This window comes from Acidipropionibacterium thoenii DSM 20276 (assembly GCF_000423445.1).
In the GTDB taxonomy this organism is placed as follows: domain Bacteria; phylum Actinomycetota; class Actinomycetes; order Propionibacteriales; family Propionibacteriaceae; genus Acidipropionibacterium; species Acidipropionibacterium thoenii.
In genome coordinates this window covers 44,225-68,664 of the sequence record NZ_AUHZ01000005.1, presented here as the reverse complement: position 1 = coordinate 68,664, position 24,440 = coordinate 44,225, and the positions used below count along the sequence as shown (strand labels likewise).

The following is a 24,440-nucleotide window of genomic DNA, read 5'->3' as shown; positions in this document are numbered from 1 at the left end:
GCCGGGACGCATCGTCATTGGCTCTCGCCTCCGTCATGCTCCCCCACCTTTTCCACACGGTTTTTCCACACCCTTGTCCACAGGACATCGTAGCGGGGGTCGGTCGCAGATCCGTGCCGTCACAGGATCCCCGCTCTCACCGCCCCCGCTGTCGCTGCTGCCATCATTGCTGGCCGGCGTCGGCGTGTCGAGTGGACTACGTCGATGTGATTCAATACGGGTTCGGCCGGAGTTGCCGAAAGGGGTGTTCGGCTCGTATCGTTTGAAAGTCGCCTTCTGTGGCGATTCCTTCCCCTGCGCCCGACCGGGCGCCCCGGGCACAGGGTTGCGGTTCCCGCCGTTTCCCCCGGGTGATCCTCGATACACAAGGGAGAATATCCCGTGAAGCGTACCTTCCAGCCCAGTAATCGTCGTCGCGCCCGCAACCACGGCTTCCGTTCCCGGATGCGCACCCGCTCGGGCCGCAACATCCTGGCGGCCCGTCGTCGCAAGGGTCGCGCCAGCCTGTCGGCCTGAGTCATCCCGGTCTGAGACGGCTCGTGCTGCCCGCCCGTTCCCGCGTGCATCGGCCCGGTGAGTTCCGTGCCGTGGTGCATCGTGGTGCCCGGGCAGGGCGACAGTCCGTGGTGGTACATGCCTCCAGGACCGCTGGTGCGGCCGTTCAGGCCGAGTTGTCCACAGCCGCTGTGGACAACTCGGCGGTATTCGCGAATGCCTTGGCCGGCCATGACGACCCTCCTCGCGTGGGTTTCATCGTGTCCAAGGCAGTCGGGAACGCCGTCACCCGTAATCGGGTGAAACGACGTCTTCGTCATATGAGCCGCGAGCTGCTTGCCACCACTCCGCAGGGCACCCTGCTGGTGGTGCGGGCGCTGCCTGCGGCGTCCTCCCATCCGGATGCCCTGGCGGCCGATCTGGCCTCGGCCTGGTCGCAGTCCTTGCGCAAGCTCGACCGATCCCGGTCGAGGCAGTCGGCGCAGTCGGTCGGCTCAACCCGGCCGGTCCGGCCGCACACCGAGCAGTGACGTGATGGACAGGATCGCGAGGTTCAGGCCCCTCACCTGGCTGGCAATCGGCTTCGTCAAGGCCTGGCGGCTGCTGCTGTCCCCGCTCTACGGCGATGTCTGCAAGTACTACCCGACCTGCTCGGCATACGGTCTGCGCGCCCTGCAGGTCCATGGCGTGTTCCGGGCGACACCGCTGATCGTGTGGCGGATCCTGCGGTGCAACCCGTGGTCCGATGGCGGCTACGACCCGGTTCCCGGGACCCCGGAGGCCCTGGAGCTGGCGGACAGTAAGACTGGGCACGAGGTGGGTGCGGCCGAGAGCCGGACCGGGGATGCGATGTCATCACCGGGCAGCCAGGATGCACAATGGGACACGGTGCAGGCCGACGCCGGCCAGCACCGTCCGGTGCCTCCTGAGTCATCAGGGCTCTCCGGGCCCGCCACTGTCCCCGAGTCCAGTGACTCGGACGATGCCGCGGATCGCACCGCGGCCCTGAACCACTCCCGGACCAGCCGGTCCGGGAAGTACCCGCACGTCGGCGAGGGATCGCCGTGCGCGGTGTACGCCCACTGATACCCCTGAGGTGAAGAACTGATGCTGAGCCCGCTGGTCATTCTTGGCCTGTGGAGTGGAATCCAATCGCTTGGCCACGCCGTCATGATTCCGCTGTACTGGGCTGTCTCCGGACTCCTTGTACTATTCCACAAGCTGTGGTCGCCGCTGTTCGGCGCCGATTCTGGTTGGTCCTGGACGCTGGCGATCGTCTTCCTCACCGTTGCGATCCGGATCATTCTGATCCCACTTTTCGTCAAGCAGATCAATACCTCCCGGCAGATGCAGCTCATCCAGCCGAAGATGAAGGCCATCCAGGAGAAGTACGGCGACGACCGACAGCGAGCCGGCGTCGAGATGCAGAACCTGTACAAGGAGGAGGGCGTCAACCCAGCGGCCTCCTGCCTGCCCCTGCTGCTTCAGATGCCGATCTTCCTGGCTCTGTTCCGGGTGCTGGACGGTGCCTCGCGCGGGATTCCCCGCGGCAAGTTCCTTCGGGACAACCCCGATCTTCTGGAATCGTTGCGGCACTCTCATATCTTCGGGGCGAACCTGTCGGGCCGCTTCCTGCCCCTCAACAATGGCTTCGGCGGTACCCAGATCGTCGCCATTGTGCTCATCATCATCATGGTGGTGACGCTCTTCTACACGCAGCTCCAGCTGATGCGGAAGAATATGCCTCCCGAGGCCCTCACCGGCCCGATGGCGCAGCAGCAGAAGATGATGATCTATCTCTTCCCGCTGATGTATCTGTTCACCGGCGTGAGCTTCCCGATCGGCGTCATGATTTATTGGTCGACGACCAATATCTGGACCCTGGGGCAGCAGGAGATCCTCATCCGCAGCAATCCGACTCCGAATACTCCGGCCTATGTCGACTGGCAGGAGAGGATGCGCGCGAAGGGGAAGGATCCCGACGAGGTCGAGCGCAGGCGTCGGGAGAAGGGCAAGCGCAAGATGGTGCAGGCCACCCCGGCAGCCGTCTCGAGTTCCGAGGATGGCGAGCATCCGGTCGTGGCTCGCCAGGGCGTGACCCGCCAGACCGTCCGCAAGGGCAGCGATGGCACCAAGCAGGTGGTGCGCCGTCAGCAGCCGGCCCGCAAGACCCGGGCCGATCGCAAGAAGTGACCGATGGCCGGGCCGGGACGCGATGCCGTGGGGGATCGGCCGGCGGGCCGGTGTCCACCGGCCATCCCAGATCCATCACAGCTGTCGGGAATCCAACGTTCACACCCGAGTGTGTGAGCCGCATAGTCTTGGGCGACCACGGGGTCGTCACCAGTTCGCGGGCCTATCCCCCGCTTGATGAAGGAACAACCAATGAGCGATGAGAGTGCACAGCCGGTTGCATCCGGTGAGGTCGATCAGCTGGACCATGAGCTGCCTGAGCAGTCAGATGTCAGTGGGGGCGCCAGCCCCGAGGTCACCGATGCCGCAGTGGCCACGCAGGAGACTGTGGACAGGGAGGACTCTGAGGCGGTCGAGGAGGCCGACACTGCTCAGAACACCGACGGCGTCGAGAAGACCGATGCCGCAGAGGAGACGGACACTGCGGAGGCTGACGGGGTGGATGTCGACGGGGCGGAGGCTGACGGGACCGTCGAGGCCGAGGACTCCACCGACGAGGACAGTGAGGCCTCCACCGAGACCGCCGAGGATGAGGATGAGGTGGATCCCTTGGACGAGGAGGGCGACATCGCTGCCGACTACCTCGAGGAGCTGCTGGACATCGCCGACCTGGATGGCGACATCGACACCTATGTCGAGGCGGGCCGGGCGCATGTGTCCATCGTGACCGACTCCCAGGTCCTGGTCGGGAAGAACGGCAAGGTTCTTGAGGCGCTGCAGGAGTTGGCTCGGCTTGCGGTGATGACTGAGACGGGTCATCGCTCGCGACTCATGTTGGACGTCGCCGGGTTCCGAGAGGTACGTCGCAAGGAGCTGCTGGTGCTGGCGGCCGAGGCGATCGCCTCGGTGAAGTCGACCGGCGAGCCCGAGCACCTGACGCCGATGAACCCTTTCGAGCGCAAGATCATTCACGACGCCGTGGCGGCTGCCGGGCTCACCAGCGAGTCCGAGGGTGTCGAGCCCAAGCGCCATGTGGTGATCTCGGTCTGAGGGATACCGACGCAGCCTGTCCGCGCTGAGGTGCGGTCGGTGTCGGGGGCACTGACAGCCCCGGAGGCCGGCCGGCCCGACGACAGTAGCGGACCCCGGTCTCCTCGGGGGCAGCCACTTCGACCGCCCGGACTGTGCCAGGACGCAGTGAGTCGCGGGCCTGCGGTCGACGAGATCTCGGCGGTCCCGGGAGATCAGGTGGGGGCGCCCCCCCGTCGAGCTTGCGTTGCACGTGGGAGAGCTGTGTGCAACCTGTGGCGGGAGGGATCGTGGACGGCAATTCCTTGGTGAGGAGATTCCAGTTCGCACCTCGGACGTCAGCGGAGACGAGCGGCCTGGTCGAGTGGCGATCGTGCCGCCATGTCGCAATCGCGTCGCGGAGCGTCCACCCGGATGATGCCCACCTTGCGAGCTGGCCGACAGTATGGTCGCAACCCCGGCGGGGCGGGCGGAGCTGTGGGATGGGGAGACGATGAAGATATATAGCGATATATCGACAAAGTGCTATGACGATTCCATCTGGCGATGGCGTAGAGGACACCGGAAGGTGCTCCTGAACCGGCGCTGCGCGCCCCGGTGGCCTGGCGGGGTGGGCGCCGTGCCTGGGCGGACCGGCGTCAGCCAAGGGGTTGGTGGATCAGCGCCGACTCTTGAGATCATGCGGCAGGGCGCGTGGCATCGGCACCACGATGTCGAGGACCCGTGGCCCTGGTTCGCACAGAGTCGGTTCCGCAGAAGCCCGTATCGCCGCGCGAGCGGAGAACTCGATTGGGAGAAGTAGTTGAAACAAGAAATAGCCGGATGATCTGGCTGCTCCGCCGCTGTATGGCATCTGCGCGGTAGTCGGAGCTCCCCTGGATCTCGGATGCGGATGGCGTGAAACTCGGTAAGGATGGACGGTATGGCAACAGCGAACCGCGACCTTCAGGTGGCACAGACCGTCTTTGGAGATGGATTTGAGCAGATAAAGCAGTATGTCGACATATTGACATCACGGGGAGTCGAGTGGGGAGTGCTGGGGCCGAAGGAGGCCCCGCGGGTGTGGGAGCGGCACATCCTCAACAGCACTGCCCTGGCCTCCCTCATTCCTGAGGCCTCGACTGTCGGTGACGTCGGAAGCGGTGCGGGTCTTCCTGGTATCCCGTTGGCGATCCAGCGGCCTGATCTCACGGTGACGTTGATGGAACCATTGCTGCGGCGGTCCAACTTCTTGACGCAGACGGTGATGGAACTGGGCCTCACTGATCGGGTGCATGTCGTTCGCGCGCGTGCTGAGGACTGTCACGAGACCTTCGACATCGTCACGGCTCGGGCCGTGGCGAAGCTTCCGCCACTGCTGGGGTGGACGAAGAAGCTCTTCATGCCCGATGGTCAGTTGCTCGCACTGAAGGGAGTCTCGGCCGAGGCTGAGGTGCAGAGCGCACAAAAGGTTCTGAAGGCGGGCCATCTCACTGCAGAGGTGCTGCAAGTGAGGTCACATCCGGATGCCGATGTTACTTACGTGGTGCGCATCTCGCCACGGTGAGCACTCGGCCGTAGTACTTCGGGGCATCGGGGCCGGTTGTCGGTAATGGGAGCTGCGACATGTCCGGCAGGCGGACCCGCTGATTCGTGCAGGGTGTTCCGGGTCTTGGCGGAGGTGCGTGAGTCCGTGGAACATGCCGGGATGGTCCAGATCCAGGGCAGTGTTTCACGTGAAACATGGTTCCGGACGACCACTGGCGTTTCACGTGAAACATACCCGCCGCCTCCGCCTCGAGGGCTCCGTCGTCGGCGGGTTCGCTCCCCCGGCGGGATCCATCGGAGCTGACAGGTGGCGCTGGCGCAGGGAGATCGAAGACACAGCAGGTGGCATGCGCACTGTCGGGATCCCAGATCATGGTGCGCCGCCCTTGCCCGGGTGTCAGAGGTTCCTTCCAGGGGGCTCCATCGGTCGCCCTCTGGACGGGCCGTAGAAGAACGTCCGACTGTCCCCGTTGGCCCCTCTGTTGAACGCTCACCAGCCTTAAAGGACGGGGCGGCGGGACCCCGGTTGGCCCGGTCCACCATCCAGTCCGGTTTGGCCTCCCACCCAGCTCCACGCGGGCCCGTAGGTGGATCTGCCCGTGGCGCAAGTCGGCCTGGTGTGCCAGCGATGCAACTCGGGACTTCGCCCACATCGGCCCGGGGCCCCCATCCAGGACAGCTTTCGTGCGGCCTCCCCACAACTAAGGCCACGTCGCGGCGCGCAGCGGAGCTGCATACGCCGAAGGATCAGGGCGGGTGCGCCTGCTGCTGACTCAGAACTGCGATGGGTGGACTTCGGATTGCGGTGCCCACCGCTCAGGTGCTCGAGACCAGGGCCGTGCCGCGGTGGAGCTCAGCGCTCGGGCCGATGCGGAACGCCGGCGCCTCCCCCCTGTTTCCCCATGGGTGGTGGAGTACTCGGCAGGCGGCCGGTGGGGTGGTTGCCGACCGATCGGGGGCCGGTGGGGTGGCCGCCACCCGATCTGGGGCCGCTCGGCGCACTCCCGACTAACGCCGACGAAGGGCCAGGAGAGGCGGACGGGCCTCATCCAAGGCTGTTCAGGTAAACCAGAGGCGACTGGATCAGACCAGACGGTTCGAGGTTGCAAGGCCTGGGGTAGGTGGACGAAGCGAGTCCAAGGACACAGAACTGGAACCACGTCTGTGAAATGGGTCGAGGACTCGAGAGATCAGGCGGAGACGAAGTGGGAGTCTGCAGACGGGACTCGGATGCGACAGCCAGACTTCGCAGCGTTCGCTATATGAGGGCGGCGTGCCACGTGGGTGCCCGGCGGGATGCAGGGGTTCGCAACGGACCAGCGCGTGGATACGGTCGCCACGCCAGCCCGGTCTGGGATGAGCGCCAAGGGATTCATTGAGTCCAGTCCGAACTCTGCGGGGATCGCGGTGACGCCATGCGACCACAGCCCAGGGCCCACAGGCGCTGCGGGGCAGTCACTGCCCGGGGCCCGCCGTATCGGGGCAGTCCCGTCGCGGGTGATTCCGATCCCACAGGCAGGCCGCCAGGCGTCGGGACAGGGTGGATCGATGGGGAGACGAGCGCAATCGATCCTGTGCTGGCATGCCTGTGCATATGTGGATAACTCACCAGTGCCGACCGCACAACGCGGGAGGGGGAGGAACAGGGACCACACCGGGCACGAGTCGGCACTGCTTCGTCCCGGAGGGCGGAGTCCGAGGGATGCCAGCTCACCTGAAGCGAGGGAGAGCGCCGACGGCCCAGGTCGTCCGGTGCCCGCATGTTGGCCGGCTATAGCGCTGTGACAAGGGAAGACATCAGGATTCCGGAGAGCTGATGGCGAGTCTGGGCCATCTCAGTGATCTCTGGGTTGGTGGTCTGAGAGGACGTCTTCGGCGTGTCCGCTGCTTCGTCGTCACGCCAATTCCGCTGCGAGGCAGCTGTAACGGTGCAGGCGACAGTGGCTGTGGAAAAGTGTGCAGGAGCGGGAAAAGTTGTCCACAGGGACTTGTGCGCGTGATGAAGTGACGACGCGCCCCGACTAGAGTGTCGGTCACTGGTTGGACCATCCGCATCTGCACCGGAATCGTCGATGTTTCACGTGAAACATCGACGGCTGGGCGGGCAGGATGGGGCGGCCGCTGACACCAGCCATCACCCCGAAGGATGCCCATGAAGGACGAGGTCCCCATCTACCAGGGCGCACCCAAACGCGCGTCCTTCGATGCTCCCGACACTCCTGGTCCAGACGCCTCAGAGTCAGAAGCAGCAGATGAAGCCCAGATCGCGGCACTTCCGCTGACTCTCCCCCGCCCGTCGTCCCCCAGAATCGTCGGGGTTGCCAACCAGAAGGGCGGCGTCGGGAAGACCACGACTGCCGTCAATCTTGCCGTGGGGCTGGCGATGAGCGGTCTACGGGTCCTGCTGATCGACGTGGATCCTCAGGGCAATGCCTCCACCGCACTGGGGATACCCCACGACATCGGCACGCCGGGCACCTATGAGGTCCTCGTCGACGAGGAGGAGATCTCGCCGCTGGCCCGGATGAGTCCGGAGACCCCCGGGCTCGAGGTGCTGCCCGCCACGATCGACCTGTCGGGGGCCGAACTCCAGCTGGCGCCGGCGCCGAACAGGGAACGGCGACTCAAGGACGCGATCGCGACCTATCTCAAGACCCACGAGATCGATTACGTGCTCCTTGACTGCCCACCGTCGCTGGGCCTGCTCACGATAAACGCCTTGGTGGCCGCTGATGAGGTCTTGCTGCCCATCCAGTGCGAGTACTACGCCCTTGAGGGAGTTACTCAGCTGCAACGGACGGTCGGGGCCGTGCGCCAGGCCTTCAATCCCGACCTTCGACTCACCAGCATCCTCATGACCATGTACGACAAGCGAACGAGGCTGTCAGCCGACGTGGTTGCGGAGGTCAGTACCCACTTCCCTGGTGAGATCATGGAGACTCTCATTCCACGATCGGTCCGGGTCTCCGAGGCTCCGAGCTATCAGCGTTCCGTGCTCACCTACGAGCCCAAGTGCACAGGTGCTGTCGCCTATCGCAAAGCCGCCGCCGAGTTCGCCAAGAGGCACTCCGACGAGAAGGACACGACCGTGAGATCGACGCCGAAGTCCATGTCTGACAGGAGGTCCTGAGATGGCGAAGAAGCATCAAGGAGGTCTCGGGCGAGGCTTCGGGGAGTTCTTCCAGACCTCGGCGACACGCGAGGAAGCATCCGCGGAGGAGACCCCCAAGTACCCTGTGACAAGCCAGAACGGTGCCGCCAGATCGCCGGAGGAGGGTTCGGCGGAGAAGGCTCCTGGGGCCGCAGCCAGATCGGCCAGCGGTCTCCCGACGTCGGTGACCGATGCTCGGATCAGCACCACATCCGAGGCAGTCCCGGGTACCCCTGATCGTTCCAGCCGATCAGTTTCGGTGCTGGATCCGCCGGAGCCTCGGAGCCCGCGCGGCGAGTCAGCGCCCCCGGATGACGAGCCGGCTCAGAGGGTCACGAGGGACACGGAGCTGGCCGACGGCTCGCGGCTCAGCCTCGTCCAGGTGAGCCGAATTCACCCGAATCCTCGTCAGCCGCGTCGCTCGTTCGACGAGGGTGCGCTGCTCGAGCTGTCCGAGTCGATAGCGGAGGTGGGGCTGCTGCAGCCCATCGTGGTGCACCCGGATGGTGCCAACTTCGAGTTGGTGATGGGTGAACGGCGCTGGCGAGCCGCCAGACTGGCCGGTCTCGATGCCATCCCGGCGATCATCAGGGGCACTGACGCGAAGGACCTCCTTCGCGACGCCCTCCTGGAGAACCTCCATCGCGCCCAACTCAACGCCTTGGAGGAAGCTGCTGCCTACCAGCAGCTCTTGGAAGACTTCGGCTGCACCCAGGACGAGCTGTCGCGGCGTATCAAGCGGTCCAGGTCGCAGATCGCCAATACCCTGCGCCTCATGAAGCTGCCTCGCTCCATCCAACGCCACCTTCTCGAGGGCACACTGACTGCCGGACACGCCCGGGCCCTGTTGGGGGCCAATGAGCCCGAGGAACAGATCAGGATCGCGGAGAAGATCGTCGATGACGGCCTGTCGGTGCGAGCCACCGAAGCCTTGGTGAAGGCCGCCAATGACTCCAGGACCGCGGTAAAACCCCATGTCAGGCGCAAACCGGGCGCCGACGAGGAGGCGACGGAGCTCGCCACCCGGCTTGCCGATGTCTATGACACCGAGGTCCGTGTCAAGCGGAGCAAGGGGCGCGGCACCATCGTGCTGGCTTTCGAGAGCGACGAGGACCTCGAGAGGCTGGTCGGGATCCTGGACAGGACCGATAAGGCTATATAGCCATATATCGATTTGTCGATAAATATCGTGCCGGCTGATCTGGTGCCAATGGGCCTTCGAGAGCCACCGGATCATGCTCCTGACAAGGATGATCTATTGCTTCCCGGAATGAAGGGTGGGCGTCGCTGAGCTGAGCATCATCCTGGTCAGTCGACGGGATGCTCCGCGTAGTAGGCCTCGGTCTCCGCGATCCGGCGCTGGACGTCGGTGCGGGCGTAGTACTCGGCCACGAAGGACAGGAAGGGTATGGTCCCGGCCAGCGCGATGACCGCCAGTCTCCACAGTGGCCAGCCGGCCTTGCGTCCCAGCATGTACGCGGTGATGAGGAGCACTGCATAGAGCCAACCGTGGGCCACGCCCACCACGTTGGTCATCTGAGGCATGTCGCCCCAGTACTTCAGCGGCATCGCGATGCATACCAGCACGATCAGCAGAGTGCCGACCAGATAGGCCATCACCCGGTATCGCAGCAGCGCTCCCTTGACCGCGGGGATCTCCTCGGGTGCGATCCACGGTTCGATGTCGTCGGGTGCCAGCTCGCCGGAGTCGTCGGCCACCCGGGATGGCGAATGCCCATCGGAGGCCACGTCGGCAACTGGGCCGGCGCCGCGATCCGGTGCCGATTCACGATCATCGGCGCTCTGGTAGAAGGCGTCGCTGGTGACGTCGTCCACCGGGTGCTGGATGGGGCGCTGGGTGGGTTGCTCGGAAGGCTGGTCTGGCACGTCCTCAGGCTACCCGGACGCGAGCAGGAGCCTCGAGCAGGTGGAGGAACCGGGTGCCGAGGTCCTGGGCAACCTGGTCGAGGGCGGGCTCGGCCTCGCCGACCTGGCGGGACGCCGCGATGGCCGCTGTCATCGGTGCTCGCTCCTGCCAGCCCGATGCTGCGGAGTGATCGATCCACCCCTCGAAGATCGCCTGATCCGCCTCGGGGTGGAACTGCACCCCCCAGGCCCGCTCGGCGAACTGGATCACCTGGGGTTGACCTGAGGGGTCGACGGCCAGCAGCTCGGCACCTGGCGGCAGCCGGACGGCGGCGTCGTCATTGAAGTGCACCACGTCTGCACCGTCGAGTCCGCCGACCAAGGGATCGTCGCGACCTGCCTCGAGCAGCCCCACCGGCGTCATCCCGATGGTGAGATGGTCGCTGCGGTGCACCGGACCGCCCAACGCGACGGTCGCCAACTGCAGTCCCAGGCAGACGCCGAGGAACGGCGTCCCGGAGGAGACGGTGGAGCGGATCAGGCGGCGAACCGAGGGGAGCCAGCCCCAGATGTGGTCGTCCAGGCAGTTCTGGGTGCCGCCCATCACGACCAGCGCATCGGCGCTGCCGATCGACTCGGGGACCGGCTGATGCCAGGCCTCGATCACCTCGAGGTCGCAGCCGAGGCCGCTCCAGACACTCCCGAGGCGACCGAGGGGACACTCCGGCTGATGAACGATGACGCGAACGCGAGCCATGCGGCAAATCGTAGGCAGGTCACCGTGTCGACCGTGTTACCTGGCGTGACGCCTGGGTTGCAGTTGAGCTCGAGGAGGCGGGTGAGCTCGAGGAGGCGGGTCGCGCGGGCTTTGGCCTCAGGAGCGCCGCCCCGGTCGGGAGGCCCTGGCGCCGACTGTTCTGGCGAACACGATCGACATTCCCAGCGCGAAGGCTGCGAACGCCCACCACTGCAGGGCATAACTGCGGTTGCGCGCCCCTCCATCGGTCTCCGGCAGCGGGGCGGTCGCCGCCGGCAGACCTTCGCGAGCCGCGTCCTGGCGGGACGCCGTGAGATACCCCGGCACGATCGGTTCGGGCCAGCTCTGGGCCAGTACCTCCAGACGCAGTGCGGGCAGCACCGAGACCTGCATCGGGACGCCCCCTGAGGCCACGCCGGAACCGGAGGAGGCGGAGGGGCTCGACGCCGAGTCGAAATCCGAGGGCTGGGCGTCGGAGGCCAGCAGCACGCCGGTCAGCGTCACCTGGCCGGTGGGCGGCGCGGTGACCTTCTCGGTCGCGGTGACCTCGCCCCGCACCACCGGGATGATTTCACCCGAGGTCATCTTGAGCCCGGTCACCACCCTCAGGGGCGACGAGGTCCCCACCAGCACCTGGGTGTCCTTCAGAAAGTGTCCGGTGACCTGGATCCGCCTGCCATAGACCTCGCCGACTTGGTCGCGGCGCGCAGTCGTGCCGTCCCAGACCACCGGTGGCTGTCCGGCGCGGGCCTGAGCGGTGTTGGCCCGCTGGGACTCGAAGACGTTCATCTGCCACAGTCCCAGACCGGTCATGATGACCGCCAGCACCAGGCCGATCCCCACCAGCAGCACCTGGCTGAGGCGGGTCGACAGCCTGCCCGACCGGGCGGGTCGCAGGGGTCGCGGGGCACCGGGTCGGCCGGCAGGGGAGCCGACAGGTCCGTCGGAGGGGGAGCCGCTCGGCCTGTCAGCCATCAACGGCGTCCCCGGCAGCATCGGAGACCAGCCGGGAACAGACCTCCCCCAGATCCAGCCCGGCAGCCCTCATCCCCACCGGCACCAGTGAGGTGCCGGTCATCCCCGGAGCCACTCCGGCCTCGAGGAAGACCGGGCGGCCGTGCTCGTCGACGATGGCGTCGACCCGGGAGATGCCATTGAGATCGAGGGTCTGCTGGACGGTCCGGGCCATCTCGGTGGCGGCATCGGCCTGGGCCTCGGTGATGTCGGCCGGGGCGGTGAGCCGGGTCTCTCCGGCGGTGTACATCGAGGCGTAGTCGTAGACCCCCGAGGCCGGCCGGATCTCCACGGCCGGCAGCACCTCGGTGCCCTCGCGGGTGGTGATCATCCCGATCGCCAGCTCGGTGCCGGAGATGAACTGCTCGATGACGACCGTGTCGTCATAGGCGTAGGCGGTGGCCATCGCCTGGGGCAGACCTGCGGCGTCGGTGACCTTGGTGACGCCGAGGCTCGAGCCGCCGTGGGCCGGCTTGACGATCAGCGGGAGTCCGATCCGACGGATCAGCCCCTTGACCACTTCGGCTGCCCCCAGCTCACGGAAGATGTCGTGCGGGAGGGCCGCCTGGCGAGGTGTCGCCACCGACGCCCCGGCCACGATCCGGGTGGCGATCGACTTGTCGAAGGAGACCCGGCAGGTCGCCGGCCCCGAGCCGATGTAGGGGATGTCCAGCATCCGCAGCACCTCGGGCAGTGCGCCATCCTCCCCGACCCCGCCGTGCAGCATCGGGAAGGCCACGACACCGGGGGTGGCGAGCAGGATGGGCACCAGGTCGGCGTCGACGTCGGTCTCGGTGACCTGGTGGCCGGCGCCGCGAAGGGCCTGGGCCACCGTGCGGCCCGATTTCAGGGAGATGTCGCGCTGATGGCTCAGACCACCGGCAAGGACGACGACGGGGTGCTTCATGGGCTCCATTCTTCCAGGGTCGGTGCGGACTGCCTCAGCCGGAGGTCAGCGACTCACAGCGAGTTCGGCCCGGGGCCGTAGTCCCGCGCGCCGCCCGCGGCACTCGGCCCCACGCCGAAGGTCTCGCGGATCTCCAACTCCCGGCGCATCACCGCGGCCAGCCTCTCGACGCCGAGCTTGATCCGCTCGGGGGTCGGGTAGCAGAAGGACAGCCGCATGTTCTGCTGGCCGCGGCCGTCGGAGTAGAACGCGGTGCCGGGGGTGTAGGCCACCAGCTCGGTGACCGCGCGCGGCAGCATCGCGGCGGAGTCCAACCCATCGGGCATCGTCACCCAGACGAAGAATCCTCCCGAGGGGTGGGTCCAGGTGGTGCCGGCCGGCATCTGCTCCTCCAGGGCCTCGAGCATGGCGTCGCGCCGTTGCCGGTACATGTCGATGAAGACCCGGACCTGCCTGCGCCAGTCCCAGCTCTTCAGATAGGTCGCCACCGCGAACTGGCTGAAGACCGGAGGGCACAGCGTGGCCGACTCCTGGGCCAGCACCAGCCGCTCCCGCACGAAGGCCGGCGCCAGGGCCCAGCCGACCCGGAAACCCGGTGCGAAGGTCTTGGAGAAGGATCCGAGGTAGATGACATTGTCAGGAGACATCTCCCGCAGTGTCGGCAGTGGGTCGCCGTCGAGATTGAGCAGTCCATAGGGGTTGTCCTCGACGATCAGCAGGTCGAGTCTTCGGGCCTCCGCCACCAGGGCATGACGTCGTTCGACGGTCTGCGAGATCCCCGAGGGATTCGAGTGGTTGGGGATCGTGTAGAGGAATTTGACCTTCTTGCCGGCCCGGCGGGCCGCGCTCACCTGGACCCGCAGGTCCTCGGGGTCCAGGCCGTCCTCGTCCATCCCGACCTGGATCACCTCGGCCTGATAGGAGGCGAAGGTGTTGAGGGCGCCGACGTAACTGGGGGACTCGGCCATCACGACGTCCCCCGGATTGCAGAAGATCCGGGAGACCAGGTCCAGAGCCTGCTGGGAGCCGCAGGTGACGGTGACGTCATCGGGATCCGCGTGGACCCCCTCGACGGCCATCACCCGGCAGATCCCCTCGCGGATCTCCGGTTCGCCCTGACCGGAGCCGTACTGCATGGCCTGGGCGCCGCGGGTCTCGACAAGCTGCTTGAGAGCGTCGCCGACGACATCGAGCGGGAGGTCGGAGATGTTGGGCATACCCCCGGCCAGTGAGACCACCTCGGGGCGGTTGGCGACCGCGAAGAGGGCGCGCACCGGGGAGGACTTCATCGACAGGGTCCGGGTGGCGTAGAGGTCGTGGAAGTGGTCGAAAGTGGTGTCGACCCGGGTGTGCTGGCGGCCTTGGGGCTCGCCCTCGGCGGGGGAGCGGTGGGGCCGGGGGGTCTGGGGCTGGGTGTGCTGGGTGTGAGAGGTCATGTCAGTGCGCTCGCTGCTGGTGGTGGGCTCGCCCGTGCTGGAGGTGCTGCCCTCGGTGGAATGGGACTGGTGCTGCGAACCGGCGCGGACCGGCTCAGTAGCCGCGGCGGCCTCGGTGGCCTCGGCGCCGGCGCGGGCGACGAGGTGGGAGAGGTCGGGTGCGGCATGGCTGAGTCGGTTCGTGATACTCACCCCGCCTACTGTGCCTCAGAATGCGGCCTGGTTCATAGAATGACACCGAAAAAAGTGTGTGGTTTCTCACGTCGGGTGGCTGTTCTGCAGGTCGATGGCCTCGCTCAGGTGCGCAGATCACTCCCCAGACGGGGGTATCTGCAGCCCAGCGAGCACGAACCCCCGTCTGCGGAGTGATCTGCGCACACCTCGGCCCTGGCCCGGATGCCCTTTCGGGTTCCCGGCGACGGCGGATGGCACTGTGGGGCAGGATGGGGACAGGGTTCGGGAGGGTCCCGGGCTGGACTGGCGGGCTGGGGGTCGCGATGAGTCTTCGACGCTTCCGGCCCATCACCCGCGACATGGTGGCCCACTTCCGCGGTGTCCCCGACGACGTGCTGGCGCATTCCTGGGGGATGGCTCACGGGGAACCGATGCCGGGGTGGATGGAGGCCGCGCTGGTGACCTGGGGGATGGCCGGGGTGAGTATGCGCTGCACTGACGGCTACGCCTTCATCCTGGTGACACCGGGGGAGGCGCTGCCTGCGGATCATCCGATGCGGCGGGTGCCGAGAACCTCGGGAGCCGCAGTCGTGGTCGTGGCGTGTGCGCCCGCGGCCGGATGTGGTGGCGACAGTCACGCGCAACGGGTCGCGGAGGTACCCCCCCAGACAGATGCGTCACCAACCGGACATCGCGCCGGAGCGAGCTGCCGGGACCGTTTCCACTCCGTACCGGTGGGCCGCCAACTCACCGGCTTTCTGGCCGGTCGGCTCCACGGCAGCGTTCCGGCGATCGAGGCCGGCGGGGTGGAGTGCGGGCGGCCGGGTGACTGCCGGGACCTTCGGATCGCCCCGGAGCCATGGCTGGAGTCAGTCGGTTTTCGCCTGGTCGACCCGCTGGACGCCGCGCCGGTCCGCCGGATGCAGCTCGACCTGCGCCACACGGTGGCGGCCGAGGATCTGGGCCACCGATTCCTCGACTGGATGCGAGGCTGGTCACATGAGCCGGCCTCCGAGCCCAGCACCGTGCAGCGGAAGGTTGAGTCTGGACTACCTGGTTCCCGCGGCCAGTACAGCGAGGTCCGTGGTGGCCAGCGGAGCTGAGGCGATCGGGCAGTAGCGGCTGCGAGGAAGCACGGACACGGTGCCAGCATGGTCATCAGCGAGGATTGTCGACATATCGCCGTGATCCCAGATCCTCGGGCCGGTACGGGGGGTGTGGCTCGAGGCAGACACTGCGTCGATATCAGGATGGCAGCCGACGCTCGATGAGGGCTCGGATTGGGCCCCTCGCCATCCCTCGGATTGTGAGAGGCCGAAAATGTCCGTGCCATTTCCCGATCTGGCGGATATGGACCGGAAGAGTCTCGCGAGGCGCAGTTGGTCGCCATGATGGGGTGTCGAGGCCATGGCGGTGGTGTGCCGATTGAATGCGATGAGCCCCGGCAGCTGGGTTGAGCCAGGAATTATGTCCCCAGTTTGGGGGACAACCCGGTGCGTCACCCCTAGTCCGAGGATCATGGTTGTGGCTTCGAACGCTCACTCATCATGAGCGACTGAAAATCGTGTCAGCATGACCCTGTGAGCAGCCTGATAAGCGGCGCATCCGAACCGTCAGCGGACGACGAGGGTGCCGGTGACCGTGTACAGGGCCGGTCAGGAACTCGCGATGACGCCAGTTCATTCGACGATGGCCCGATAGCGGCACGACCCATCATCCTAGCCGCGGTTGATGACGTCCCGATCCTTCTGGAAGGCATTCGTGCCGTCCTGGAGACCCGTATCACCATTGCCGACTATGCCTGCGCGGCCACCGTTGACGACCTGATCGCCACCAAGATTGAACCGGACGTCGTGCTGCTCGATATCCGACTCAATGATGACTCCGCGCCCCACCAGAACGTGGCCCGGATTCTCGGGGAGCTCGGATCCCCGGTGCTGATGTTCTCCCAGGAGGCCCGTCCCAGCGTCGTGCAGGCCTGCTTCGCCGCCGGGGCGGCAGGGATTCTCGAGAAGAACGCCGACGCCGACACCCTGGCCGAGGCCATCACGACCGTCGCAGACGGCGAACCCTGGCTCTCTCCGGAGTGGGCCCGGGCGATCGCCGACGAGGGCTGGGTCATGCCCCATCTCGCCGACCGGGAGAAGCAGGCACTCACCCTCTTCGCCGCCGGTCTGAAGACCTCTACCATCGCCCGAAAGATGGGTGTCCAGAAGGTCACCGTGGGCACCTGGCTGAAACGGATCCGGAGCAAGTACATCGACGCCGGGCGCCCCGCCCCCACTCGCACCGATCTCTACATCCGCGCGGTGGAGGACGGCTACTGCGAGGGTCCGCAGCGACACTGAGGTCCCCTGCCATGCTGAACACGGGGAGCATGCTGAACAACTGGCCGATGTCCGACGACAGCCCGACCTCCAACGAGTCCGCCCTCCACGGCGCACCTGGCGGACGCCCCCCAGGCCGGCTCGCACGGCGTCTCGCCCGCCTGTTGGCCCCCAGCGCGGGCCGCCGGATGGATCGCACCGCCGACTTCATCGGCGCCTTCGCCGCGCTGCTCGGTCTGGCGCTGAGCACAAGCGCCTCGGTGCACCAGTGGCAGACCCACCAGATGACCCCGCGGGACTCCCTGCTCATCGCGATCCTGCTGCCGGCGGTCGCGCTCACCTCCGGCTGGATCACGGTCTGCGTGGCCAGACGCCGTCCGGCCTGTCCGGCGCTGGTCGTGCACACCGCCCTGTGCCTCCTCGGGGTCATCGTGGCCGCACTGTGGTGACAGGTCACCCCTGGTCAGCTGGCACCTCCGCTGGCTCACTCGGCGGTGCTGGGCGCGGCAGCCGCGTGGACCTGCCTGTACTGGCCGTTCGCGGCCCTCGACATCGTGCTGACCGTGACCATCGGCGGCACGATCCTGGCCGGAACCGCCCAGCTGGGCTCGCTGAGCTGGGTGAACTCCGCCTACTACGGCGCCATCGGGATGGTGGCGACGATGGGCTGGGCGGCCGTCGTGGACACCGTGCGGATGGCCCAGTACGCCGACCGCAGCAGTCGGCGCTCCGAGCGGGCCCTCATCGAGTCCGAGGAGGCCCTGGCGGAGTCCAACCGGTGGGACGGGCTCATCCACGACAAGGTCCTCAATGCCCTGGGCACCGCTGCCCGCGCCGTCGTGCCGCAGGTCGAGGAGCCGGCCCGGATCCTGGCTCGCGATGCCCTGGGCGCGCTGCGCGACCCGGGTGCCCGCAGGTCCTCCGACGGCTTCGTCGAGCAGGTCCGCCAGAAGGTGGCGGTCCTCGGACTGGACGCCGACATCGCGATCAGCGGGATCCCGATCGGCCCGATCGTCGAGTGCTACAAGCGTGCTGCCGGGGAGGCCCTCACCAACGTCGCCCGGCACTCCGGCGTCAGCCAGGTGGGGGTGTGGGGGCATTTCGGCACCGACGCCGCCGAGCTGACGATCCGCGACGAGGGCTGCGGCTTCAACCCGGGCGATGTGTCCGAGAGACACCATGGCCTGTCCGGTTCGGTGCGTCGGACGATGGCTGGCTGCGGGGGCCGCGCCGAGGTGATCAGCTCCCCGGGGCACGGCACCACGGTGACGATGTACTGGCAGCAACCGCGCACCTCGAAGGTGCTGATCGGGCAGCTGCCGGCTTTCCGGATGATGATGGGTTTCTTCATCCTCTCCCTGGTGATCTCACTGTCGATGGGGGTGCCGTGCAGTCCCTATGTGATCAACTGGCATATCGAGGATCTGGGCCTGGCCATCCTGGTACTGGCGATCTTCGGGGCGATGCTCTGGCCCCGGCTCGACTGGTGGAAGTGCACGCTGCTGGTGACCGCGACGATGTTCGCCCAGATCATCATGCTGGCCAACCTGCGGCTCACCGCGGAGGTGGAGTGGCAGGAGTGGTTCATCGGCTTCGGCCTGGGGGTCTTCGCCCCGCTGGCCTGGCGGACCAGGAACCGGCGGTGGTGCGTGGTGGCCGGGCTCAGCCTGCCGGTGGTCACTGCCGGGGCGGCTCTGATGAGGGGCTGGGGGTTCTGGTGGCTGATGGCCAGCCGGGCCAGCTCCTTCACCTTCCCGGTCGTGCTGTCGATGGCCGCGGCGTGGGCCGCCAAGAGCATGGACGCCGCTCTGGCGACCGTCCACGACCGTCGCGAGAGGACTTTCCAGGCGATCCGGAGACAGGCCCACGCCGAGGCCGTGCGGCTCGAGACCGAACGGCGTCTGGCCACCATCGAGGGGGCGCCGCTGCTGATACTGGAGAGACTGGCCGGCGGGGTGCCGATCGACGCCGAACTGCGTCGGGAGTGCGCACTGCTGGAGGTCTCCATGCGGGATCTGCTGGTCGCCCCGTTGGTGATGGATGACGCCATGAGGCGCGAGTTCCGCAGCGCGCGGGAGCGGGGTGCCAAGGTGGTGGTGGCAGGCCGCGAGCCGGTGGATGGTGAGTGGGCCGGGCTCGCCGAGGCCTTCCGGGAGGTGTGCGTGAAGCTGGCTGCTGCCGCCGGGGCGGGGTCGAGGTTGACCTGCCGGTGGGCGCCGGGGTCGCACTTCGCTCAGCCGAGCGTGGCCCTGTCGGGGGGCGTCGGGTCAACCACGGTCGGCAGCGGTGACGACTCCGACGGCGTCCTGGAAGGGCTCGCGACACCCGATGGGGTGGACGCGCAGATCATTGCGGGCGGCTCAGACGTCCTGGTGATCCTGACCTCGACAGCACCGGATCGCCCTGCCGATGAAGGAGCCCCCGGCGCGGGCTGAGGTTGCCCGCGGACACCTTCGATGCGGTCCTCGGGACCGGTGTCTCTCGTCTCCGATGATCGAGGTGCTCACCTGAAGGAGAGGCACGCCGCCGCCAGATGTCGAGACGGCTGTGGATATGCTCGCCCGGACCTGTTCGAACCGATGGTGCACCGCGACCTGAAGGATGCTCATGTACAGCGACTGCGTGGTTGTCGGTGGTGGCCTCACCGGACTGTCAACGGCATTGCACCTGATGGTGTACGGCCTGCCGGTCCAGCTGATCGAGGCTCAGTCTGAGCTGGGCGGGCGAATCCGCAACTACCGGATCGACGGATTTGCCTGCAACCAGACGTTCGAACCGGTCTTCGGCGGCCGACCCAAGACTCGCATCATCAACTACAGCCAGTACTTCCCCCTCGCCGATGGCCTGGTGGTCCGAGGCCCCGAGGGCCCACGATTCATCGACGCCGATCCACTGCCGGTCGTTGGTATCGACTCTCCCCAGCTCGCCTCCTGGATGTCAGGTGTGCGGCATCCCGACCTGCCGTGGAACCAACAGGTCCGTCTGGACCGGGCCGCTGGCCCCTCTCGTCCGCCAGGTGACACCCGAGACGATGAGTTCAGGGCCCGAGTCGTCGACGGGGCACTGGCCTCGATGCTGGGGAGCCTGGACCAGTCGGTGAGTTTCAACACGGTCGCCGATCTGGCCCTGGACTGGCTGGCTGAGAAGTCCTTGCCCTGGGCGGGATCCGGCAGGCCGTACCTCACTCTGCGCACCGTTCTGTCGAGCATCCCACCAACCCTCGGGACCACCGTGCTGGACATCAAGGAGACCGGTCCAGATGAGGACTGCGTCCACACCAGCGATGCCGACATCTGGGGTCGCGTGGTCGTGGTGGCCGCCGGGCACTGTGAGGCGCTTCGACTGCGGGGCCAGGTTCCCGCAACCCCAGCGCACCCAGCTGCGGACAGCCCTCATGAGACTGTGCTCGCGCGGCCGGCCCCGATGCTCAGGCACACCATCTGGCTTCGGGCCGCAGTCTGTCCCACTGACAGTTCCGCTCTCCATCTGGGGTGGGCCGAGCCTGGCCGCGTTGCGAACACCGCCGTCGTCTCCAACATCTCCGACGGATACGCCGAACAGGACCACCTCATTGTGGCCACCAGCTTCGGCCACAGCGCGATCGAGGAGTCCACTCTCTACGCCGACCTGTCAGAGATCTACCGCGCCGACGCCACCGACTGGGATGTCGTCGCCAGCTTCACCGAACCTGAGCCGGCCACCCTCGAACCCGTGACGCCGTCCGAGACGCCAGGGATCATCTACGCGCCCTACCCGATCTTCACCCAGCAGCAGGCCTGGGATGCCGGCTACCAGATCGCCCAGCAGCTCTCCGGAACCATGGCCACCACCCGGCTCCAGCGGTGGTCCCAGCGGTGGTCTCGTCGCTTCGCCCGCCCCTGAAGGTCACCAGCGGATGCCCGCCTCGGGGCGTCATGTACTGTCGTACTAGTACGTTAGTACATGAAGCCCGGAGAGATCTGGAGACCCGATGAGCCAGCCCCCGAGCCGAAAGGCTCAGCGCAGACGCGACCCCCAGGCCCGTCGGCGTGCGATCGTCGATGCCGCCGCCGCGGTACTGGTGGAGAGCGGCGCCCTCACCCATCGGGTGGTGGCCGAGCGTGCCGGCGTGCCGCTCGGCGCGACGACCTACTACTTCTCCTCGCTCCATGAGTTGCGCACCGCCGCCATCACCCAGCTGGCTGAAGGGGTCTGCGATGAGCTCGCGGAGGTCTCGGAGCGGGTGAAGGCCTCCGGCGGTGACCCCCGTGTGCTGGCCGAGCTGTTGCACGAGTACCTGTCCGATGAGGATCAGATTCGTGCCGATGCCGCGCTGTACAGCACCGCGATGCAGCACGAGGACCTTCGGTCGATCGCGCTGATGTGGGTGCAGGGCTTCGTCGCGCTCGCCGAGCAGTGGACCAGTCCCGAATCGGCGCGCAGTATCGCGGTCTTCATCGATGGGGCGACGATGCAGACCACCCTCACCGGCACTCCTCTCGAGGTCGCCACGCTCCAGGGCGCGCTGACCGGTCTTCTCCACCAGGCGGGTGATCGGGCATGACGGGTGGGATCACCGGGGAACCCGCACGGGTGATCAGCAGATGGCGTCGGTGGGCGGCCCTGGCGGTCCTGAGCCTGAGCCTGGCGGGGATCAGCATGGACATGACGATCCTCAACGTGGCTCTCCCGCAGCTGGCCGCCGATGTTCACGCGACCTCGGTCCAGCAGCTGTGGATCGTCGACATCTACTCGCTGGTGCTCGCCGGCCTGCTGGTGCCGATGAGCGCTGCCGCCGACAGGCTCGGACGCAGGAGTGTGCTGCTCACCGGGTACGGGATCTTCGCGGCGGCCTCCCTGCTCGTGGTCCTCGCGGACAGCGCGCCGGCGGTGATCGCCATCCGCGCCCTGCTCGGCATCGGTGGCGCGATGATCATGCCGACCACGCTGTCCATGATCCGGGTGGTGTTCACCGACCCGAGGGAGCGCGCCACCGCGCTCGGCATCTGGGCTGCCGCCTCCTCGGTGGGGATGGCCATCGGTCCCGTTCTCGGTGGATTCCTGCTGGAGCACGGCAGCTGGCACGCCGCCTTTCTCGTCAACATCCCGGTGATGGGGGTCGCGCTGGTCGCCGGGTCCCTGCTGCTCCCGGAGTTCCGTAGCCCCACACCCCCGCAGTGGGACCTGCCCGGGGCATTGGCCTCGATCACCGGCACGGTCGCCCTCATCTGGGCCATCACGACCTTCGCCGAGCGCGGCGTGACAGATCAGCCGGCCTGGATCGCGTTGCTGGCGGGTACCGGCATCCTCGCCTGGTTCATCCGCCGGTGCCTGCGTCACGACAACCCGATGCTGGATCTGGGCCTGTTCCGCAGCAAGCCCTTCACCGCAGGCATCCTGGCGGCCACTACCTTCATGTTCGCGATGTCTGCGCTGTTGCTGCTGTCTGCACAGTGGCTGCAGATCGTGGAGGGTGCATCCCCGCTCGAGGCCGGTCTCGCCATGCTCCCCGCGGTACTGGCGGTGGGGGTCGCCTCGCCGCTGGCTCCCGGTCTGGCGGCCCGGATCGGCGCACGCGCCGTGCTCGGTGGCGAACTCGGCGTCACCGGAATGGGTTTCCTCACCATCTATCTCGCCCCGCAGCCCATCAGCTACGGCTGGATGGTCGTCGCCATGATCCTGCTCGGCGCGGGCGCCGGATCACTGGCCGTCGGATCGGCGCTCATCATCTCCGGCACGCCCCAGACCAAGGCCGGTCATGCCGCGGCCCTCGAGGAGACCAGTTACGAGCTCGGCAGCGTCCTGGGCATCGCCGTTCTCGGGAGTGCCGCTGCGGCGATCTACAGCTCCAGGATCACCTCGCTGGCCTCGCAGGCCGGCCTGGACCTGGCGCAGGTCCGGTCCGCGGGGCAGTCGCTCAGCGCGGCCGAGGACATCGCCAGGGCCGCCGGCACCCCGGAGCTGATGACTCTCGCGGACAGAGCCTTCACGACGGCCCTGGCGGACACCGGGCTGATCGGCTTCGTGGTCATGACGCTGGCAGCGGTCGGCGTCACCGTCCTGGTACCGCGCCGCTACGACATCACCCGCGCCGTCCACTGAGCGTCCCCCGTGCCGCCGCGGTGTCTCCAGTTGCAGAATGGCTGCCGAACCGCTTCTGTGAAAGGTCGCCGCGATGCCACGTTCCCGCCCGTTCGCCCAGGTCGATGTCTTCTCCGCTGTCGCATACCGCGGCAACCCCCTCGCGGTGGTCCTCGACGGCCAGGGGATATCGGACACCGACATGCAGCAGATGGCGCGATGGACGCATCTCTCGGAGACCACCTTCGTGCTGCCTGCGACCAGCACCGAGGCCGACTACCGCCTGCGGATCTTCACACCGGGGGGCGAGGTGCCATTCGCCGGACACCCCACCCTGGGCTCAGCGCACGCCTGGCTGGAGAGTGGTGGATCCCCCCGCGATCCGGAGCTGGTCGTGCAGCAGTGCACGGCCGGGTTGATCCCGATCCGGCGTGACGGCGGGGTGCTGTCCTTCGCCGCCCCGCCGACAACGCACACCGGCCCTCTCGAACCGGACCTCCTCTCGAGGATCGAGGCCGCATTCGGCATCGACTCATCCCAGGTGGTCGCCCACCAGTGGGTCGACAACGGACCCGGCTGGGCGGTGCTGCGGCTGCCCACAGCACAACAGGTGCTCGAGCTCGAGCCCGATCTGTCAGCGATCCCCGATGCCATGGTGGGCGCGATCGGCGCCTACCCGCAGGGCTCGGAGACGGCATTCGAGATGCGGACCTTCGCCCCGGGGGTCGGCGTGGCGGAGGATCCGGTGTGCGGGTCGATGAACGCATCGGTGGGCCAGTGGCTGGTGCGCACCGGAGAGGTCTCCGGGCCCTTCACAGTCTCCCAGGGCACCAGGCTCGGCCGCACCGGGCGGATCTCGATCACTCCCGACGATGACGGGACGGTCTGGGTGGGCGGCAACACCACCACCCTGTTCCGCGGCACGGCGCTGGCCTGACGGCATTCCCGGCATCCTGGGGATCCGAGCCACCGTGGGTGGGCCCGGGACCGACCGCGATGGCGACGCCGGCGACCCGCAGCCGGGGGGTCAGCGCTCAGTCGAGGGGCTGACCGTCCACCTTGAAGACCACCTGGGTGTCGGCCGACACGGTGCGCGCCACCGTGCACTCCTTGTCGCGTGACAACTTGACCAGTCGCTCGACCAGACCGGCCGCCTCGCGGCCCTCCTCGGTGTCCTTGAAGTGGACGGCGAAGTCCAGGGTGACCGGGTCCAGCCGGTTGCCGCCGGCCTCGTCGACGATCCGAGCGCCGCTGACGACCACCTCGAACTGCTCGGGTTCGTCACGACGGCTGGTGACGTTGTCGACATCGACCGAGGAGCAGCCTCCGATGGCCGCCAGCAGCAGCTCCACCGGGGTGAAGTCGTCGTCGGCTCCGTTCCCGAGTCGTACCTGACCGCCGCGGGCGTTGGTGGCGACGTATCGGCCCTCGCCCCTGCGGAACACGGTGACCTTCTTGGTGGCTGACGGCATGACGACCTCTTGATGCTCTGGTGTGTGATCTTCCCCAGCCCGGGTGGGGGCCCGGTGCAACACTTCGCCCATTGTGCGCCCGTGCCCGCCGA

21 protein-coding genes and 1 pseudogene are annotated in these 24,440 nt (G+C 67.3%); 16 read left to right on the top strand and 6 right to left on the bottom strand.

Features of this window, described 5'->3' with window-relative positions; genetic code table 11:
• The first annotated feature begins 381 nt into the window (after window positions 1-381).
• From rpmH to G554_RS13700, 8 genes and pseudogenes are all read left to right on the top strand, one after another.
• Window positions 382-516, top strand: coding sequence for a 50S ribosomal protein L34 (rpmH, locus tag G554_RS17020; protein WP_084648186.1), 135 nt, complete (start codon window positions 382-384; stop codon window positions 514-516).
• A gap of 23 nt (window positions 517-539) precedes the next feature.
• The gene (rnpA, locus tag G554_RS13715; protein WP_071162117.1) at window positions 540-1,025 is read left to right on the top strand and encodes a ribonuclease P protein component; all 486 of its coding nucleotides are present in this window, start codon (window positions 540-542) and stop codon (window positions 1,023-1,025) included.
• A gap of 4 nt (window positions 1,026-1,029) precedes the next feature.
• A pseudogene (gene yidD, locus G554_RS13710) lies at window positions 1,030-1,278 on the top strand (membrane protein insertion efficiency factor YidD); the annotation flags it as partial.
• A gap of 324 nt (window positions 1,279-1,602) precedes the next feature.
• The gene (yidC, locus tag G554_RS0100305; protein ID WP_027586347.1) at window positions 1,603-2,688 is read left to right on the top strand and encodes a membrane protein insertase YidC; all 1,086 of its coding nucleotides are present in this window, start codon (window positions 1,603-1,605) and stop codon (window positions 2,686-2,688) included.
• A 438-nt stretch (window positions 2,689-3,126) separates the two neighbouring features.
• Window positions 3,127-3,678, top strand: coding sequence for a Jag family protein (locus G554_RS0100300; protein WP_027586346.1), 552 nt, complete (start codon window positions 3,127-3,129; stop codon window positions 3,676-3,678).
• 892 nt (window positions 3,679-4,570) lie between these two features.
• Entirely contained in the window at window positions 4,571-5,203 is a 633-nt protein-coding gene (gene rsmG, locus G554_RS0100295; RefSeq protein ID WP_027586345.1) for a 16S rRNA (guanine(527)-N(7))-methyltransferase RsmG, read from the top strand.
• Window positions 5,204-7,330: 2,127 nt separating this feature from the next.
• On the top strand, window positions 7,331-8,314 hold the full coding sequence (locus G554_RS13705) for a ParA family protein (RefSeq protein ID WP_051232073.1): 984 nt from the start codon (window positions 7,331-7,333) through the stop codon (window positions 8,312-8,314).
• A 205-nt stretch (window positions 8,315-8,519) separates the two neighbouring features.
• The gene (locus G554_RS13700) at window positions 8,520-9,497 is read left to right on the top strand and encodes a ParB/RepB/Spo0J family partition protein (protein WP_425393322.1); all 978 of its coding nucleotides are present in this window, start codon (window positions 8,520-8,522) and stop codon (window positions 9,495-9,497) included.
• A gap of 146 nt (window positions 9,498-9,643) precedes the next feature.
• Here the strand turns inward: G554_RS13700 and G554_RS17900 are convergent, their stop codons facing one another.
• The 5 genes from G554_RS17900 to G554_RS0100255 form a co-directional block, all read right to left on the bottom strand.
• A complete protein-coding gene (locus tag G554_RS17900) occupies window positions 9,644-10,222 on the bottom strand; it encodes a DUF3817 domain-containing protein (RefSeq protein WP_051232069.1) in 579 nt (192 codons plus the stop codon).
• 4 nt (window positions 10,223-10,226) lie between these two features.
• The gene (locus G554_RS13695) at window positions 10,227-10,958 is read right to left on the bottom strand and encodes a type 1 glutamine amidotransferase (RefSeq protein ID WP_051232067.1); all 732 of its coding nucleotides are present in this window, start codon (window positions 10,956-10,958) and stop codon (window positions 10,227-10,229) included.
• A gap of 117 nt (window positions 10,959-11,075) precedes the next feature.
• Complete coding sequence (locus tag G554_RS0100265) at window positions 11,076-11,933, bottom strand: SURF1 family protein (RefSeq protein ID WP_084648184.1); 858 nt, start codon at window positions 11,931-11,933, stop codon at window positions 11,076-11,078.
• The gene (locus G554_RS0100260; RefSeq protein ID WP_027586341.1) at window positions 11,926-12,879 is read right to left on the bottom strand and encodes a D-alanine--D-alanine ligase family protein; all 954 of its coding nucleotides are present in this window, start codon (window positions 12,877-12,879) and stop codon (window positions 11,926-11,928) included. Before G554_RS0100260 ends, G554_RS0100265 begins: the two co-directional genes overlap by 8 nt.
• A 53-nt stretch (window positions 12,880-12,932) precedes the next feature.
• The gene (locus tag G554_RS0100255; RefSeq protein ID WP_425393320.1) at window positions 12,933-14,507 is read right to left on the bottom strand and encodes an aminotransferase-like domain-containing protein; all 1,575 of its coding nucleotides are present in this window, start codon (window positions 14,505-14,507) and stop codon (window positions 12,933-12,935) included.
• 305 nt (window positions 14,508-14,812) lie between these two features.
• On the opposite strand from G554_RS0100255, the gene G554_RS13690 reads away from it, so the two are divergent.
• The 8 genes from G554_RS13690 (at window position 14,813) to G554_RS0100215 (ending at window position 23,813) form a co-directional block, all read left to right on the top strand.
• On the top strand, window positions 14,813-15,592 hold the full coding sequence (locus tag G554_RS13690) for a hypothetical protein (protein WP_051232066.1): 780 nt from the start codon (window positions 14,813-14,815) through the stop codon (window positions 15,590-15,592).
• Between the two features lie 477 nt (window positions 15,593-16,069).
• Window positions 16,070-16,837, top strand: coding sequence for a response regulator transcription factor (locus tag G554_RS0100245; protein ID WP_051232063.1), 768 nt, complete (start codon window positions 16,070-16,072; stop codon window positions 16,835-16,837).
• An 11-nt stretch (window positions 16,838-16,848) separates the two neighbouring features.
• Window positions 16,849-17,265: a hypothetical protein gene (locus G554_RS0100240; RefSeq protein ID WP_027586338.1), complete on the top strand. Its 417-nt coding sequence runs from the start codon at window positions 16,849-16,851 to the stop codon at window positions 17,263-17,265.
• Between the two features lie 45 nt (window positions 17,266-17,310).
• Window positions 17,311-19,251, top strand: a complete 1,941-nt coding sequence (locus G554_RS0100235) for a sensor histidine kinase (protein WP_027586337.1) — start codon at window positions 17,311-17,313, stop codon at window positions 19,249-19,251.
• A 172-nt stretch (window positions 19,252-19,423) separates the two neighbouring features.
• Window positions 19,424-20,698: an NAD(P)/FAD-dependent oxidoreductase gene (locus G554_RS0100230; protein ID WP_027586336.1), complete on the top strand. Its 1,275-nt coding sequence runs from the start codon at window positions 19,424-19,426 to the stop codon at window positions 20,696-20,698.
• An 88-nt stretch (window positions 20,699-20,786) separates the two neighbouring features.
• Window positions 20,787-21,359: a TetR/AcrR family transcriptional regulator gene (locus G554_RS0100225; RefSeq protein WP_027586335.1), complete on the top strand. Its 573-nt coding sequence runs from the start codon at window positions 20,787-20,789 to the stop codon at window positions 21,357-21,359.
• Window positions 21,356-22,897, top strand: a complete 1,542-nt coding sequence (locus tag G554_RS0100220) for an MFS transporter (RefSeq protein ID WP_027586334.1) — start codon at window positions 21,356-21,358, stop codon at window positions 22,895-22,897. Before G554_RS0100225 ends, G554_RS0100220 begins: the two co-directional genes overlap by 4 nt.
• A 73-nt stretch (window positions 22,898-22,970) precedes the next feature.
• On the top strand, window positions 22,971-23,813 hold the full coding sequence (locus G554_RS0100215; RefSeq protein ID WP_027586333.1) for a PhzF family phenazine biosynthesis protein: 843 nt from the start codon (window positions 22,971-22,973) through the stop codon (window positions 23,811-23,813).
• Window positions 23,814-23,910: 97 nt separating this feature from the next.
• Here G554_RS0100215 and G554_RS0100210 read toward each other — a convergent pair whose 3' ends face one another.
• A complete protein-coding gene (locus G554_RS0100210; protein WP_027586332.1) occupies window positions 23,911-24,348 on the bottom strand; it encodes an OsmC family protein in 438 nt (145 codons plus the stop codon).
• Window positions 24,349-24,440: the final 92 nt, after the last annotated feature.